The organism is Calothrix sp. PCC 7507, assembly GCF_000316575.1.
Lineage (GTDB): Bacteria > Cyanobacteriota > Cyanobacteriia > Cyanobacteriales > Nostocaceae > Fortiea.
In genome coordinates this window covers 5,769,177-5,784,495 of the sequence record NC_019682.1, presented here as the reverse complement: position 1 = coordinate 5,784,495, position 15,319 = coordinate 5,769,177, and the positions used below count along the sequence as shown (strand labels likewise).

The window sequence follows — 15,319 nt, the reverse complement described above, 5'->3', positions numbered from 1 at the left end:
CTGGAACCCAGAAATAGACTACAAATTACAGTAAATCAGGCAATTGATACATCGAGTGAAAGACATGCGCTCCATGTGCCTCAAGTAGAGCGGCTTCACTCGGATTGGTATAACCTAAAACTCTCATCCCAGCCGCAACACCTGCACGCACACCCAAAATGCTATCTTCGACAACTGTGCAAGATGTAGCATCAACTCCCATCTTTTTAGCTGCATAATAAGAATAAGTCTGGTGCTGGCTTCCAGCTACCAATTTCATAGGAACTAAAGATGCGCCCTGCAAATCGAGGTAACAAATTAGTCACATGCAAAGCTAACTTAATCTTTTCTGGCGGGCCACTGGAAGCAACGCAGATTGGTAGATTGATTTTGTCTAGAGCTGTCTCTATCCCTTCTATAGAAAGCAGTTCACGCTCAAACGCTTCAGCAGTACGGGCACGAAGTTGAGCCACAAAATCTGGTGGTAGTTTTTTCCCCAACCGTTGCTCAATTACAGCAACACAATCAGACATTTTACCACCCTTAAATAACAAAACAGCTTCGTCAAGCTGTAGTGCAAGTCCGAAGTCTGCAACAAATTCGACAAGGACGCGATTACCCAATGCTTCACTATCTACCAGCACTCCGTCACAGTCAAAAATCACCAATTCTGTTTGCATTTTGATTACTGTTATTGCTGAGTCGGAAATCCCTATCCTAGTAAATCAGCATTCAGTACTCACGACACAGCTACAATAGTACCATTATGAAAGATTATGCCGAATTTTTGATTTTATGACTTCCGCTACCGTAAAAACTGAGTATGAAGCGATTATTGGACTAGAAACCCATTGTCAGCTAAGTACCAACACCAAAATTTTCTCTAGTAGTTCTACCGCATTTGGCGCTGACCCCAATACTAACATTGACCCAGTGTGTATGGGTTTACCTGGAGTCTTACCCGTACTCAATGAAAAGGTGCTGGAATATGCTGTGAAAGCAGGTTTAGCCCTGAATTGCCAAATTGCAGAATATAGTAAATTTGACCGAAAACAATATTTTTATCCGGATTTACCGAAGAATTATCAAATTTCTCAATACGACTTACCGATCGCTGAACATGGTTGGATCGAAATTGAGTTAGTAGATGCTGAAGGGAACCCCATTCGTAAACGTATTGGGATCACACGCCTGCACATGGAAGAAGACGCAGGCAAATTGGTACACGCAGGGAGTGAGCGTCTTTCTGGTTCTGCTTATTCTTTGGTAGACTACAATCGGGCGGGTGTGCCTTTGGTAGAAATTGTCTCCGAACCTGATTTGCGTTCTGGACAAGAAGCCGCTGAATATGCCCAAGAACTGCGCCGGATTGTCCGCTATCTCGGTGTGAGTGACGGTAACATGCAAGAAGGTTCTTTGCGCTGTGATGTCAATATATCTGTGCGTCCTGTGGGACGAAAAGAATTTGGTACGAAAGTAGAAATTAAGAACATGAACTCATTCAACGCCATTCAACGAGCGATTGAATATGAGATTGAACGCCAAATCGCCGCAGTGGAAGCAGGCGATCGCATTATCCAAGAAACTCGCCTCTGGGAAGAAGGCGCACAACGTACAATTAGTATGCGCGTTAAGGAAGGTTCTAGCGATTACCGCTACTTTCCCGAACCAGATTTAGCCCCCATAGAGGTTTCTGGTGAACAATTAGAACAATGGCGTAGTGAATTACCAGAACTCCCAGCCCAAAAACGCCATCATTATGAAAATGATTTGGGGCTTTCAGTTTACGATACACGGGTGTTGACAGAAGATCGGCCAGTCGCTGACTATTTTGAAAGTGCGATCGCATCTGGTGCAAATCCCAAAGCCGCCGCCAACTGGATTACCCAAGATATCGCCGCCTACCTCAACAAGCAAAAACTCGCCATCAGCGAAATTGCTTTGACTCCCAAAAATTTAGCTGATGTCATTACCCGCATTGAACAAGGTAAAATCAGCAACGCTCAAGCCAAACAAAAGTTACCAGATTTGCTCACAGGTATATCTCCTGAGCAAGCTTTTGCTGGACAAGAATTAATCACCGATCCTGTCGTGTTAGGACTCATAGTTGATGAAGTGATCGCCGCTAACCCCCAACAACTCGAAAAATATCGCAGCGGTAACGTCAACCTCAAGGGTTTCTTTGTCGGACAAGTTCTGAAAAAAACCGACAAACGTGCCGATCCTAAGCTGACTAACGAATTAGTTGAGCAGAAACTTAACGCCTAGTACCGCAAGGCGGAAGTATGAAGTATGAAGTATGAAGTATGAAGTATGAAATAAAGAAACCTGTACATTCAGTCTTTTAGCGATTTGTCATAGGTGCTTTATTTCCATTGATTTTGACGGGTTTGTAGTGTGAGCGTCCCGCTCACGACGCGAGCAAGATGCTCGCATTACCCGTCAATCAGTGCTTGACAGACTACTAGTACAGACTGGTAGACGTATTGTGAAGATTATGGCTTCTGCCTAAAGTTTTTCTAGCGGTTTTTTGTCAAATCTTTACAGAAATATCAAATGATGGGTGTCACCCCTCAGTCCCAAGTGTTATACTCTGCTAGTTAGATACACCCTGATGATCTGGAGAGCTGCTTACGTAGCTCTCTGTTTTTTCTAGTCTCGCCGCAATAGCGAAAAAGTCTCACTCGACTGCTTATGATAATTTTTGGTTATTCAGTAGCTGTGAGATAGGCAAGAAAAATTATACTAAAACAAAGTAATGGGTCTTGCCCCTCACCCCTAATATGATATACTGTGTTATGTAGATGCACCCTGATGATCTGGAGAGACGCCCAAGTGGCTCTCTTTTTTTTTGCCATATTTTCGGAGACTTCTCATACTAGTGGTCTGCCGCAAAAGTTTTGAGAGATTTGTAGTTGAGCTTTAGCGCTCTTGATTGTCAGATATATGAAGTGCAACTAAACCACATCTATTTTCAGAATCGTAGTTTTTAAAAGTAGTGGGAGCATCTTGCTCCCTGTTGGTATTAGCTAAACCACATCTATTTTCAGAACCGTAGTTTTTAAAAGTAGTGGGAGCATCTTGCTCCCTGTTGGTATTAGCGGGCAAGATGCCCACACTACTCCTGGTTTCAAAATGGACGGGGTTTACGAACAAATTAATTCACCTCTCAGTTGAAATGTAGAAAATTGCTCTTAACAAGATTTTCACATTTTTCTAAAAAAATTTAAGGGGTCTTGACCCTCATCCCCAATATGATATACTGTGTTATGTAGATGCACCCTGATGATCTGGAGAGCTGCCCAAGTGGCTCTCCTTTTTCAATTTTTTGGGTAAGTTTGAGAACTTTAGACTAAGTTATTAATAACTAACAACTTACTACCTAAGTAGTCATAAAGACTTGATATAATCGCCTGTCGAGCCACTAGATAGTTGTGGGAGAAGAATAATGGCAGACTGGCAGGAAATCGCAGGTGGTATCACAGCGCCAAGGGGATATAGGGCAGCAGGAATTACCGCAGGACTGAAACCTTCGGGATTGCCCGACTTAGCTTTGATATTGTCAGATGTAGAAGCGATCGCAGCTGGTGTATTCACCACCAGTCAAGTGAAAGCCGCCTGTGTAGATTATTGTCGCCAACGCTTGCAAGCCAAACATAGCGCCCGAGCGATTCTCTGCAATGCTGGACAAGCAAACGCCGCGACAGGTACTCAAGGCTGGTTTGATGCCCTAGAATCAGCGATCGCGATCGCTCAAGCACTGAATATTCCTTCTGAATCTGTGTTGTTGGCTTCCACTGGGGTAATTGGGCAACGAATTAAGATGGATGCGTTGAAAAGTGGCATTCCCCAACTGGTCACAGAACTATCAGAAACAGGCTCAGATAAAGCAGCCCAGGCGATTATCACCACAGACTTAGTCACAAAATCTATTGCTTTAGAGACAACTGTGGGCGATCGCCCAGTCAGAATTGGCGGTATCGCCAAAGGTTCGGGGATGATCCACCCCAACATGGCTACGATGCTGGCATTTATCACTTGCGATGCAGCTGTTTCACCAGCTTTATGGCAGCAAATGTTAAGTCGGGCGGCTGATAGAAGTTTCAATTCCATTACAGTTGATGGCGATACCAGCACCAACGACAGCCTCATCGCCTTAGCAAATGGTCAATCCCGCACCCCAGCAATTATCGAAATGGGGCTAGAAGCGGAAAAATTAGAGGCGATGTTAACAGCAGTATGTCAACACTTAGCAAAAGCGATCGCTCGTGATGGCGAAGGTGCAACCTGTCTTATAGAAGTGCAAGTGACAGGAACCCAAGATGAACCCTCAGCGCGTCAAATAGCCAAAACCATCGCCGGATCATCCCTAGTGAAATCTGCAATCTTTGGACGTGACCCCAACTGGGGACGCATCGTCGCCGCCACTGGACGCGCAGGTGTACCATTTGAGCAAGAAAATCTACAAATTAAATTGGGAGATTTCTTGATGTTGGAAAATGGTCAACCTCTACCTTTTGATCGTGTAGCAGCCAGTGCTTATTTAAAACAAACTGCAGCTAATTCTTCCTTACCAAACAATTCTCAACGGGTAGATAATCCCGTGCTGATTGCAGTCAGCGTTGGCAATGGTCAAGGCGCAGGTAAAGCCTGGGGTTGTGACTTAAGCTACGACTACGTGAGGATTAACGCCGAGTATACAACTTGATAGTTGAAGTAAGGCGAGGCAAATAAAGCTATACTGCAAACGGTTAATATCTGGACTTTACAGGATTGCGTAAATTCAGAGCAGAAACTTGAACAAAGACTCTGCGTGCCTTTGCGGTTACCTCAGCGAGCCTCTGCGTTTAAAAGTAAAGTTCCAAACCATCTTTAGTGTAACTAGTGGGGATTGTCATTGGTCATTGGTCATTTGTTATTTGTCATTGTCTTCAACCCACGGAGGTGGGTTTTGTTTGTGTAGCCGCGATTTCTAATCGCCAGGGTCTTTCTCTCAGTGGATCGTAGCCCAATTGTTGAGTAATCCTTTCTCTAGCTAAAGCGCGGTACTCCCAAAAATGCTCTCCAGCGGCGCATAGACCTAAATACATATTCAGAACTTGCGGTTTTTTCACCAAAATCGTCCATAGTTGTCGCCAAAACTGCCCACGAATTTCCGGTCGCATTAAGCCTTGATGCCAGATTAACTGAGCAACAAGCCGTAACCCCTTACCAGGAGAAAATTGCATTGTTTGCTTTCGCCCAGAGGGTGAGTTAATACTGAGGCATTGCTGGAAACTGCGTCTCAGATAGTTGCTGGGTTCATACAATGTCCAGAAGCCTTCTACATACTCTCTAGCAATTTCATTGATAGAGCGTGTAGGAATGAAATTCATCAAGGTATTTTGGTCTCCGACTTCAGTGCCACCAATACCCTTACTCTCTATTAAACGCTCCTCTTTTTGCAAACGGTTCCATAAAGCAGTATTGGGCAAAGCTTGGAGAATACCTAACATTGGTTGCGGAATACTAGTTTGTTCCACAAAAGCTTGAATCCGTTCTCCTGCGCCTGGACGTTCTCCGTCAAAACCAAGGATAAACCCTGCATAGATGAGCATACCTGCTTCATTGATCTTGCGACAGGCTTCGATGAGCGGATTACGAGTATTTTGCAGTTTTTGTGTCACTTGCAAGCTATCTTGATCAGGGGTTTCAATGCCGAGAAAGACAGCATAAAAACCTGCTTCATTCATTAATTGCAATAGTTCGTCGTCTTCTGCTAAATTCACAGAAGCTTCAGTGATGAAGGTGAATGGGTAATCGTGCTGCTTCACCCAAGGAATCAATTCTTTAAGGAAGCGTTTGACGTTACGCTGATTGCCAATAAAGTTGTCATCAACGATGAAGAGTGACCCTCGCCAGCCTAAATCATAAAGAGCTTGTAATTCGGCTATGGTTTGGTGAGGCTCTTTAGTGCGGGGTTTACGACCGTAGAGTGTAATAATGTCGCAAAACTCGCAATTAAAGGGGCAACCGCGAGAAAACTGGATAGCCATCATCAAATAAGCATCCCGTTGCAGCAAGTCAAAACGCGGCATGGGGCTTTGGGAAACATCAGGTTTTTCAGCGGAGCGAAAAATTCCTTGCTCTTTGCCGTCTTTGAGTGCTTCGAGAAACTGGGGAACTGTCAACTCTCCTTCATCTAAAATCAGATAATTAGCTCCGGAGTTCAAGGCATCTTGGGGGATAGAAGTGGGATAGGGACCACCAACTGCGACTTTTTTACCTAACCGCACCGCTTTTTGAATCAGGGCATGAAAATCTGGTTTCTGCACTAGCATTGCAGACAGAATAACTAGGTCACACCATTCCCAATCAGCTTCGGTTTCCAAGTTAACATTGCGATCGCAAAATCTAATTTCCCAGTCCTTGGGCAGGAGTGCCGCCACTGTAATGATTCCCAGTGGCGGCAAGACGGCTTTGAGTCCGGCAATTTTCATAAAGCGATCGTAAGACCAAAAAGACTGGGGAAACTGTGGGTAAATCAATAGTGCTTTCATGAAATACTTTGTGTAATTTTCATTGACTCTCGTAGGAGCAAATTCAGGAAAAAAATGAAAGGCAATAGGGAAAAGCAAGCCACCCACAAGGATTATTTCGCCCACAAGGGGCGTTAGCGTAGCGGGACGTAGTACAGCTTTGAACCTCTATTTTTTCGTAAACTTGAATTTGCTTGCCAGTGTATCTGTGTTTTTGCAATATTTAATAAAATTAGCATTTCGCTATACTGTCTACCCTATATACAAAACTTAGCCACTCACAACAAAAGCAAACTAATTAAAATAATAAATCTCTAAAAATACTGTCTAAATAAATTTTTAGCGGAAATACTAAGATATGTAAATATATCTTAGTATATAGATTTATACAGTAGTGGGGCAGTGATTCTAGATAATCACCACCCCACGAATAGTATGCTCTATTTCAGCTTTTACTTATGCAGGAATTAACACTGCGTTAATTATGTGAATAGCTATTCATCTTCATCTCCTGGAGGTCTTTCGCTCTCACTCTGTTGGGCGTTCCACTCAAAAATAATCCGCTCTAGCATTTCAGTCTGCGTACAGTTATTAACAGCAGCATATTGCCTAATTAGCTCTCTTACTTTAGGGCTAATGTGGCATATATCTAGTGGGTTATTTCTTGCCATTTCCATAATCTGCTAATATATACTACATATGTTACATTGATTTATTATATCTTCTGTCCTTGTTCAATTCTAGCATTCAGTACTCAATGTACTGTCTTATACTAGTGAAGCAGACACGTGTCAAAGTTGTCTAGAGGAAAGCCATTGTAGGCGATCGCATATGAATATTTAAAGGGCGGGAATGTACAGATACATACCACTTGACATTAATTCTAAACTCGGATTGAGTACCATCTTCCAAGATTAGTTTATCTATTATCGCTTGACTCCTCATGGTTTTAGTTGCCAAGCGCTGATTTAAATAAAAGCTAACCGTATCTTAGTTATACGCAGGGAGCAAAGCGTCTGCTTAGGAGAATTGCTCCTAAATTTGCGGACAGACAGATGCTTGCTAGCACCAATAAAATATATGTGGGAGCCATGACAACTCCAATCATAAACCAAGCAAAGACGTGCAGTATCAGCAAGAGAGAAAAGACACTCGCAATTATGACAGTTAGCCAAATCTCAATAGCTGGACGACACAATAATGTTAAACCTATTGCCAACGATGTAGCAATTAGGTTGGCTGGAATTAAAAAAGCACAAATGCCAACACAGTAAGTAGTTGAGAATACTGTCAAGATGTTGAGTTCTAACATTAATTCCCCTAGTTAAGTTACCGAATCTTGGAGGATGCTTGGCAAGCGTACCTTTTGTATATGTTTAAAACATCCTCTTATATGAATATTTATCTTGATATCTTGAACGCTATTCAGACTTTAAAATATTTGTAGGTTGGTAGTCGAAACTATCCTGTTGATCAAATCTCAGTGGAGACACACTGAAAATTTGAACCACCAACTTTATTGGTGGTTCAGAAAAACATCGTACTAACTATTAGTCAAGCACTTAAGCAGGGAAGAAAGTCCGGAGAATCAATGTTCTGGCGAACCCTGAAATTCCAAGAGCTAGCAAAATGCTAGTAAAGAAAAGGCCTATTCGAGGGTTAGAATCTAGTTGCTTGTCTTCTCTACCACCTGTAAAGAATAGAGACCAAGCTTGGGAAGCGTTGATAGTCTTAAAGCTATTAAAATCAGGTCTGAAAACAACAGGACCAAATAGCTCAGGAGATCTGAAATCTAAGTCGGTTATCATGTAAACAAGTATAACAATAATCTTGCAAAATAGCTACTTTTCTGATAAAGGGTAGTTACTATTTCCGGGGTAGCGATCGCCTAATCTCTTAGAGATTTTTCATGGGGGCTGAGTGAGGATATCGCTCAAAACGTTTAAAATAGCTATGTTTTGCCTACCACCAGTTATATAGATACAGTCACAAAACTAGATTTTGTGACTGTATTGATTTACTTAGTTGCGTAAAGCCAGGACTACTCCCCGTTTTACAGGGAGGTGGAATCGATATCTAGTTTCCAATTGTGTTTGAGGATTTCCTGAAACATCGTTTCCCGAATCATCATCTGCTTATACTGCAAGATCAAAAACTCTTGAGCTTGTTCGCGGGACATTTGCTGCACTTGGCCAGCAAAACAACGAATGCTAAATTCTTGCTCTAAAGTTAGTTCGATAGCTTGATCCATTACTGCCTCTTATGACCCATTTAGGGTGAAAGTTGTCAAGTTGATGTTGCAAATTTGTTACCTTATGTAAATTAGTATAACAAATTATTTACATAAATCGACACTTTTGGCTGATCATGATATGTGACTGTGCAAATTACAGTTAAAGCCCTCTCACTGCTACGCATTTATGCCCCAGTTTTAAAGTAGTAAAATAGGCAGTGTTGCCCAGCCTCAATAAAATATTTCTAAAAATGCAGCGTATTTCCATAGTCGGTACCGGTGGTTCTGGTAAAACGACGTTAGCCAAGCAAATATCTCAACGTCTTACCATTCCTCATGTGGAATTAGACTATTTGCACTGGGAACCCAATTGGATAGAAGTACCAAACAATGTGATGCGCCAGAGGGTTTCTCAAGCACTATCTAGCAGTAGCTGGGTAGTAGATGGTAATTACAGCATAGTTCGGGATATCTTTTGGGCAAGGGCTGATACGGTTGTCTGGCTGGACTATTCTTGGCCAGTGGTGATGTGTCGGATATTGTGGCGGACACTTTCGCGGGTAGTAACACAACAAGAAGTCTGCAATGGTAATCGCGAGACATGGCAAAAATCTTTTTTTAGCCGCGATTCTATTTTGTTGTGGGTGCTGCAAACTTACAACAAAAATCGCCGGAAATATACATCTTTATTGCAAGAGCCTGAATATACTCATTTGAAATTTGTACATTTGCACTCGCCTGCAGATGCTCAAACTTGGTTATCTAGGTTACACATTTTGTAAAGTTAACTACATCTCCTTGTCAGTGCTACTATTTTGTAGTCAAAGTGATATCATTTTGATAACAAAATAGTCGAATCTTAGGAGTAGATTATGGAGAGAATCACGGAAGTTCCGGCGTTTAAAGTCAACGGCTTCTTAGCTCTTATGCTTGTATTAGCCATAGCGATTGGCGGCGGATGGCTAGCTTGGTCAACATTACATGAATTGATAGCAGGATTGGGGAGAGAATTGAGAGTAGGAGATTTTTTTGATGCAGAACTAGGTGCATGGTTAGGAGTAACACTCATAGCAGTGGTAATCCCTTCCATATCAGGTTTTTTTACACTTGAACCAAACCAAGCAGTAGTACTAGTCTTTTTTGGTCGTTATGTGGGTAGTGTGCGTGAGGCTGGTTTTTGGTGGACTAACCCCTTGACTATTAAACGCAGAGTTTCTTTAAAAGTTCGCAACTTTAATACCAAGCAACTAAAAGTCAATGATGCTCAAGGTAGTCCTATAGAGATTGGGGCGGTGGTAGTGTGGCAGGTAGTAGATTCAGCTAAGTCTCAATTTGCAGTCAATAACTATGAAGAGTTTATTGCTATCCAAAGTGAGACAGCAATTCGCGCTTTAGCGAATCGCTATCCTTACGACGCTCCTGACGAAGCATCCATTCCTTCTTTAAGGGGAATTCCTGACGAAATTGCGCTTTTCCTACAGAAAGAATTACAGACTCGATTAGAGGTTGCTGGAGTCGAAATTTTAGAGGCGAGACTTTCTCACCTAGCTTATGCTCCCGAAATAGCTCAAGTTATGTTGCGTCGTCAACAAGCCAAAGCGATTATTGATGCGAGGCGACAGATAGTTGAAAGTGCCGTGGGAATGGTTGATGAAGCTCTCAAGCGGATAAGTGAACGGCAAATTGTGGAATTGGATGAAGAACGTAAAGCCTCTATGATCAATAATCTGTTGGTTGTTTTAGCCTCGGATCAAAATGCCCAGCCTGTAATTAACACTGGCAGCCTTTATACCTAAGAAATGAGTCAGAAAAAACGGTTTTTATTGCGTTTAGACCTCAAGCTTTACGAAGTCCTAGAGAAATGGTCAGCAGACGATTTAAGGAGTGTCAATGCTCAAATTGAGTTTCTTTTAACTGAAGCAGCACGTAAGAGTGGTAGATGGAAGGAACACAAGCGTCAAAAAGCCTCCGAGAAACAGCAAACTGATGGGGATGTGGGAGATAAAGGGGATGAGGGGTAATTATAATTGCTAGGACTTACGCACTGTAAAAATTAATTATTGTATGCATTAACCAAAATTAGAAATTTCCGGTTTTGATCAATCATGACTTTGATGGTAAACAGATCCGCACTATGGAGGGTTTAGCACTGCTAAACCCCTACGAAAGATGTGTTCTGTTTATCATTCATATTTTGCATTTCCTGTCAATGCGTAAGTCCTATTGCTAGCCCTTTCAAGGTGGTGAAATTCGGAACGAAAATTGGTTATTTCAACCTTTAAAAATCCCAAAATCTGAGCGGATAACTTAGGATGATCACACTAAAGCAACGTATCTTCGTTTGTCACCTTGAAAGGGCTAGTCCTATTGCTAGCCCTTTCAAGGTGGTGAAATTCGGCACGAAAATTGGTTATTTCAACCTTCAAAAAGCCCAAAATCTGAGCGGATAACTCAGGATGATCGCACTGAAACAACGAAGATACGTTGTTCACCTTGAAAGGGCTAGTCCTATTGCTTATTTCTTTATCTTCCCTATCTTCCTCATCTCTAATTACACGCCATACTGCTTAAACCATGTTTGCAGGCGTTTCCAGCCTTCTTTGGCTTCTTTCTCGCGGTAGGAAGGGCGATAATCGGCAAAAAAGGCGTGAGGTGCATCCGGGTAGACAATGATTTCCGATTTGCTGCTGCTGGACTTGAGGCGATCGCGGATTTGCTCTACTGTATTTAGGGGAATGCCTGTATCTTTGCCGCCATAGAGTCCAAGAACGGGGACTTTCAGCGTTGATGCAATATCAACAGGATGCTTGGGTGTGAGTTCGGTAGCATCACCCACTAGTCGCCCATACCAAGCCACACCGGCCTTAACATTGGGATTATGTGCTGCATATAACCAAGTAATCCGACCACCCCAGCAGAAGCCTGTAATTCCCAATTTGTTGGCGTTACCTTTAGCGGACTTCACGGCCCAATCTACCGTAGAATCAAGATCGGATAATACTTGAGCATCTGGTACTTTGGCGACAATAGGGCGAATTTCATCAATGCTGCTTAACTTGGAGACATCGCCCTGACGGATAAACAATTCTGGAGCGATCGCTAAATATCCCAACTTAGCAAAGCGACGGGCGACATCCTGAATATGCTCGTGTACACCAAATATTTCCTGGATCACCAGCACAATCGGGAAGTTGCTACCAGTGGCTGGTTGCGCCCTATAAGCAGGAATTTCACCATCTTTTACGGGAATTTTCACTGCCCCAGCTACCAACCCTTTAGTATCAGTAGTGATGACTTTGGCAGAAACAGGTTGGACTGCAAGCGCAAAACCAGTCGCCACAGTGGCTGTGGCGATAAATTTGCGGCGTGTTATTTCTTTCATGTTTATATCGAGGTATGGAGTTGCAATATTTAGTGTTTCCGAAGAATTGCCTGGAAATCTTAATTCTCAGTCTATGGCGACTTCACCTTTGTAGTGGCGAAAACTTGATTACCTTTCATGGGTGCATTAACATTAAACCAAACTACGGTTTGTCTATCAAGTTACAGTAATATCGGCTTTTCTGTCTAGCAAAGAGGATAACAAATCCTAATTTATGGGCAGCGATCGCATCTTCTAATATTTTACGCTAGATAGGCGATTTCGCTCACTGCCTACCTGCTTGCCAATCTTCTCCACCGGGTAGCTGAGTCAAATTTTCAGCTATAACCTTCGTTAATTCTTTAATCGTATAAGGATATGTTAGCGCTATAAACCTCTTTGCATCTTCGATTACCTCAATTCTATTCACAATTTCGGCAAGTTTGAATTCATTGTAAATGCCATTCAAAACTTCCACACTGGCATCAGCAATCGCCAATTCAATTTCATCTTCCAGCCAACTATCCCACTCATCTTGATTGATGTAATATGATTTTTTATTATCTTTTAGATTGAGTTTTCTAATTCCCACAATTGAATTGCGAAGAGAAGCAGCCCAAGAATTTGTTAACCGCTGTTCTATTTGATTCTTAATTAGGTGAATTAACAAAATTCTTAAATAAGCTTGGATATTACGGAGAATGGCTTGTTTGCTCATGCCCTCTAATTCATCCACAATTGCCAAGGCATCTGCATATCTTCCTTCTTGGATACAAGTTCTGAGGTCTATTAGTTCTTGTGTCATTTTTATTAACCTCAAAATTTCATTATGCTAATCTCAATATAACAATCACCCATAATTGATTTTAGCGGCAGGCTAGAGGCCTGCCATAAATCTGGCGGTATCTTTCACTTCGTCGCCTGGATTACCTGCAAACTTCCACCTGCATACAAAGTTGGTTCACCCACCTTAAACCCAATCTCTGTTAACAAAGCAGGCAAATCTGTTTTCAGTAATTCCCAAGCTGTCTTCGTTTCAAACAACAGCAAAAACAATGACACTCCAGGCCAAAATATCGGATTTGTGGGAGCGTGAAAATCCACCAGTGTAAACACCCCTCCCGGCTTAAGGATGCGATAAACCTCATGAATAATTTTGCGTAATTGCTCGCTTTCCATCTCGTGCATAGCAACGCTGGTATGCACCACATCAAACTCATTATCTACAAAGGGCGTATCTTCAGCGAAAGCTTTCACATAGGAAGCAATAGGTACATTCCGTCGCGCTCGGTTCAAAGATAGCGGAGAGGCATCTAGTCCTGTTACATTTTGTGAAAATTTTACCAAAAACCGCGTTGCTTGACCACTACCGCAACATAAATCGAGGATTTTAGTATCTGAGTGAATCGTTAAGCCTTGCAAAGCTAGTTGCCGAAAACGGGCTTCACCACCAACACTCAAAGCGGCTAAACTCGATATTGCATCATACAGCCACTGATAGCGGTAACTCCAATCTCTTAAAATTGTTGCCATCACATCTTTCCTTACCAATTAACCTTTATATTTAATAAAGATATATTGTTAACATTAGTAAAAAAACTGAAAGGATTGGGGGAAAGTAACTGCTATGGGTCGTGTAGGCGTATTATTACTCAATCTCGGTGGTCCTGATAAGCTAGAAGATGTCGGACCGTTTTTGTTTAACCTGTTTTCTGATCCAGAAATTATTCGCCTACCATTTAGTTGGTTGCAAAAACCCTTAGCATGGTTTATTGCTACCCGGCGAACCAAAACATCGCAAGCAAACTACAAGCAGATAGGCGGCGGTTCGCCACTGCGGCGAATCACAGAAGCTCAAGGAGAAGCACTCAAAGAAAAGTTGAGTGATTTGGGACAAGAAGCCAATATCTACGTAGGAATGCGTTATTGGCATCCCTATACTGAAGAAGCGATCGCCCAGCTTGCCCAAGATAATATCGAAAGCTTGGTAATCCTACCACTTTATCCTCAATTTTCCATCAGTACCAGTGGCTCTAGCTTCCGACTCTTAGAAAAACTTTGGCAAGAAAACCCAAAACTTCAACCTATTGAATATACCGTCATTCCCTCCTGGTACAAAGAACCAGGCTACCTCCAGGCGATGGCGGAACTCATAGCCCAAGAAATCGATCAATTTCCCAACCCGGATACAGTTCATATCTTCTTTAGCGCTCATGGTGTGCCCAAAAGCTATGTAGAAGAAGCTGGCGACCCTTATCAGCAAGAAATTGAGGAATGCACTCTCCTAATTATGCAAACCCTCAATCGACCAAATGTTCATACCTTAGCTTATCAAAGTCGGGTCGGCCCTGTGGAATGGCTCCAACCCTACACAGAAGATGCGCTTAAAGAACTAGGCGCACAAGGCGTGAAAGATTTGGTTGTCGTACCGATTAGTTTTGTCTCAGAACATATTGAGACACTCCAAGAAATTGACATTGAGTATCGGGAGGTAGCTGAGGAGTCGGGAATTCATAACTTCCGGCGTGTACCCGCTCCCAACACCCATCCAGTATTTATTAAAGCACTGGCAGATTTAGTGCTTGATGCGCTCCAACAACCCAGTTTCAAGCTTTCACAAGCGGCTCAAATGAAAAAAAGGGTCAAAATGTACCCCCAAGAGCGTTGGGAATGGGGTATAACAAGTAGTGCTGAAGTCTGGAATGGTCGGATTGCGATGCTTGGTTTTATTGCCTTAATCATCGAAATGATTACTGGTCATGGACTATTACATATGATTGGGCTTTTGCAGTAAATTAAATATCTGCAAAAACATTAACCAGCATCAGAGAAGTTTCGATGCTGGACAAAACTTTTGTCATCCATCAATACAGTGAAATTAAGGTAAAAACACCCTAGAGTCCCTATTTATGACCTTTGGTAGATGGGGCAAATTCATAATCTACCCTACAACATTGAGATGTGTAGGATAGATATCCCCTTGGTCAGAAGCAATAATCTTTTGACTTTTATAGAGTGTAATTGAAGAGTTTCAAGAATAACTTATGCCGAGTTGCATGGGGCTAAAAACTATATGCACACTAAAGTTGCTGAAATAAAATCGCAATATTTAGCTGTGTGTTGGTGTAATTTAGTCTAGCCAGATTCACCTGAGTAAATTTCCTACTGCCTATAAATATAGAGTGTAGAATCCTCAAAAACTAGATGTTTTCTGTTGAGGAACGATAG

Annotated in this window: 16 protein-coding genes; 6 read left to right on the top strand and 10 right to left on the bottom strand. The window is 42.2% G+C overall.

From position 1 onward, the window contains the following. Positions 1-25: 25 nt before the first annotated feature. Both CAL7507_RS32825 and CAL7507_RS24810 read right to left on the bottom strand, forming a co-directional pair. Positions 26-202, bottom strand: coding sequence for an HAD family phosphatase (locus CAL7507_RS32825; protein ID WP_201447860.1), 177 nt, complete (start codon positions 200-202; stop codon positions 26-28). Positions 203-206: 4 nt separating this feature from the next. Continuing rightward, entirely contained in the window at positions 207-659 is a 453-nt protein-coding gene (locus CAL7507_RS24810) for an HAD family hydrolase (RefSeq protein WP_201447859.1), read from the bottom strand. Between the two features lie 115 nt (positions 660-774). Here CAL7507_RS24810 and gatB point away from each other — a divergent pair, with 115 nt between their 5' ends. Both gatB and argJ read left to right on the top strand, forming a co-directional pair. After that, positions 775-2,247 (top strand): Asp-tRNA(Asn)/Glu-tRNA(Gln) amidotransferase subunit GatB, encoded by a 1,473-nt coding sequence (gene gatB, locus CAL7507_RS24805; protein WP_015131232.1) that lies wholly within the window; start codon positions 775-777, stop codon positions 2,245-2,247. Between the two features lie 1,180 nt (positions 2,248-3,427). Beyond that, positions 3,428-4,687 (top strand): bifunctional ornithine acetyltransferase/N-acetylglutamate synthase, encoded by a 1,260-nt coding sequence (gene argJ, locus CAL7507_RS24795; RefSeq protein ID WP_015131230.1) that lies wholly within the window; start codon positions 3,428-3,430, stop codon positions 4,685-4,687. 223 nt (positions 4,688-4,910) lie between these two features. Here the strand turns inward: argJ and CAL7507_RS24790 are convergent, their stop codons facing one another. From CAL7507_RS24790 to CAL7507_RS24770, 5 genes are all read right to left on the bottom strand, one after another. After that, a complete protein-coding gene (locus CAL7507_RS24790; RefSeq protein WP_015131229.1) occupies positions 4,911-6,518 on the bottom strand; it encodes a B12-binding domain-containing radical SAM protein in 1,608 nt (535 codons plus the stop codon). A gap of 473 nt (positions 6,519-6,991) precedes the next feature. Further along, complete coding sequence (locus tag CAL7507_RS24785) at positions 6,992-7,174, bottom strand: hypothetical protein (protein ID WP_015131228.1); 183 nt, start codon at positions 7,172-7,174, stop codon at positions 6,992-6,994. Positions 7,175-7,298: 124 nt separating this feature from the next. Beyond that, positions 7,299-7,442, bottom strand: coding sequence for a hypothetical protein (locus CAL7507_RS32480; protein ID WP_160166358.1), 144 nt, complete (start codon positions 7,440-7,442; stop codon positions 7,299-7,301). A 49-nt stretch (positions 7,443-7,491) separates the two neighbouring features. Further along, a complete protein-coding gene (locus CAL7507_RS31070) occupies positions 7,492-7,809 on the bottom strand; it encodes a hypothetical protein (RefSeq protein ID WP_015131227.1) in 318 nt (105 codons plus the stop codon). A 741-nt stretch (positions 7,810-8,550) separates the two neighbouring features. Continuing rightward, positions 8,551-8,748: an NblA/ycf18 family protein gene (locus CAL7507_RS24770; protein WP_015131225.1), complete on the bottom strand. Its 198-nt coding sequence runs from the start codon at positions 8,746-8,748 to the stop codon at positions 8,551-8,553. A gap of 233 nt (positions 8,749-8,981) precedes the next feature. Here CAL7507_RS24770 and CAL7507_RS24765 point away from each other — a divergent pair, with 233 nt between their 5' ends. The 3 genes from CAL7507_RS24765 to CAL7507_RS24755 all read left to right on the top strand — a co-directional run bounded on the left by CAL7507_RS24765 (position 8,982) and on the right by CAL7507_RS24755 (position 10,751). Further along, complete coding sequence (locus tag CAL7507_RS24765) at positions 8,982-9,512, top strand: EutP/PduV family microcompartment system protein (protein ID WP_015131224.1); 531 nt, start codon at positions 8,982-8,984, stop codon at positions 9,510-9,512. 90 nt (positions 9,513-9,602) lie between these two features. Beyond that, positions 9,603-10,526, top strand: coding sequence for an SPFH domain-containing protein (locus CAL7507_RS24760; RefSeq protein ID WP_015131223.1), 924 nt, complete (start codon positions 9,603-9,605; stop codon positions 10,524-10,526). A gap of 3 nt (positions 10,527-10,529) precedes the next feature. Continuing rightward, positions 10,530-10,751 carry a hypothetical protein gene (locus CAL7507_RS24755; protein ID WP_015131222.1) on the top strand — a complete coding sequence of 74 codons (222 nt, stop codon included), beginning with the start codon at positions 10,530-10,532 and terminating at the stop codon, positions 10,749-10,751. A 530-nt stretch (positions 10,752-11,281) separates the two neighbouring features. Here CAL7507_RS24755 and CAL7507_RS24750 read toward each other — a convergent pair. The 3 genes from CAL7507_RS24750 to CAL7507_RS24740 all read right to left on the bottom strand — a co-directional run bounded on the left by CAL7507_RS24750 (position 11,282) and on the right by CAL7507_RS24740 (position 13,624). Beyond that, on the bottom strand, positions 11,282-12,112 hold the full coding sequence (locus CAL7507_RS24750) for a dienelactone hydrolase family protein (RefSeq protein WP_015131221.1): 831 nt from the start codon (positions 12,110-12,112) through the stop codon (positions 11,282-11,284). Positions 12,113-12,377: 265 nt separating this feature from the next. Beyond that, complete coding sequence (locus CAL7507_RS24745; RefSeq protein ID WP_015131220.1) at positions 12,378-12,896, bottom strand: DUF29 family protein; 519 nt, start codon at positions 12,894-12,896, stop codon at positions 12,378-12,380. Positions 12,897-13,000: 104 nt separating this feature from the next. Then, entirely contained in the window at positions 13,001-13,624 is a 624-nt protein-coding gene (locus tag CAL7507_RS24740; RefSeq protein ID WP_015131219.1) for a class I SAM-dependent methyltransferase, read from the bottom strand. 94 nt (positions 13,625-13,718) lie between these two features. Here CAL7507_RS24740 and hemH point away from each other — a divergent pair, with 94 nt between their 5' ends. Next, positions 13,719-14,885: a ferrochelatase gene (gene hemH, locus CAL7507_RS24735; protein ID WP_015131218.1), complete on the top strand. Its 1,167-nt coding sequence runs from the start codon at positions 13,719-13,721 to the stop codon at positions 14,883-14,885. Positions 14,886-15,319 lie beyond the last annotated feature (434 nt).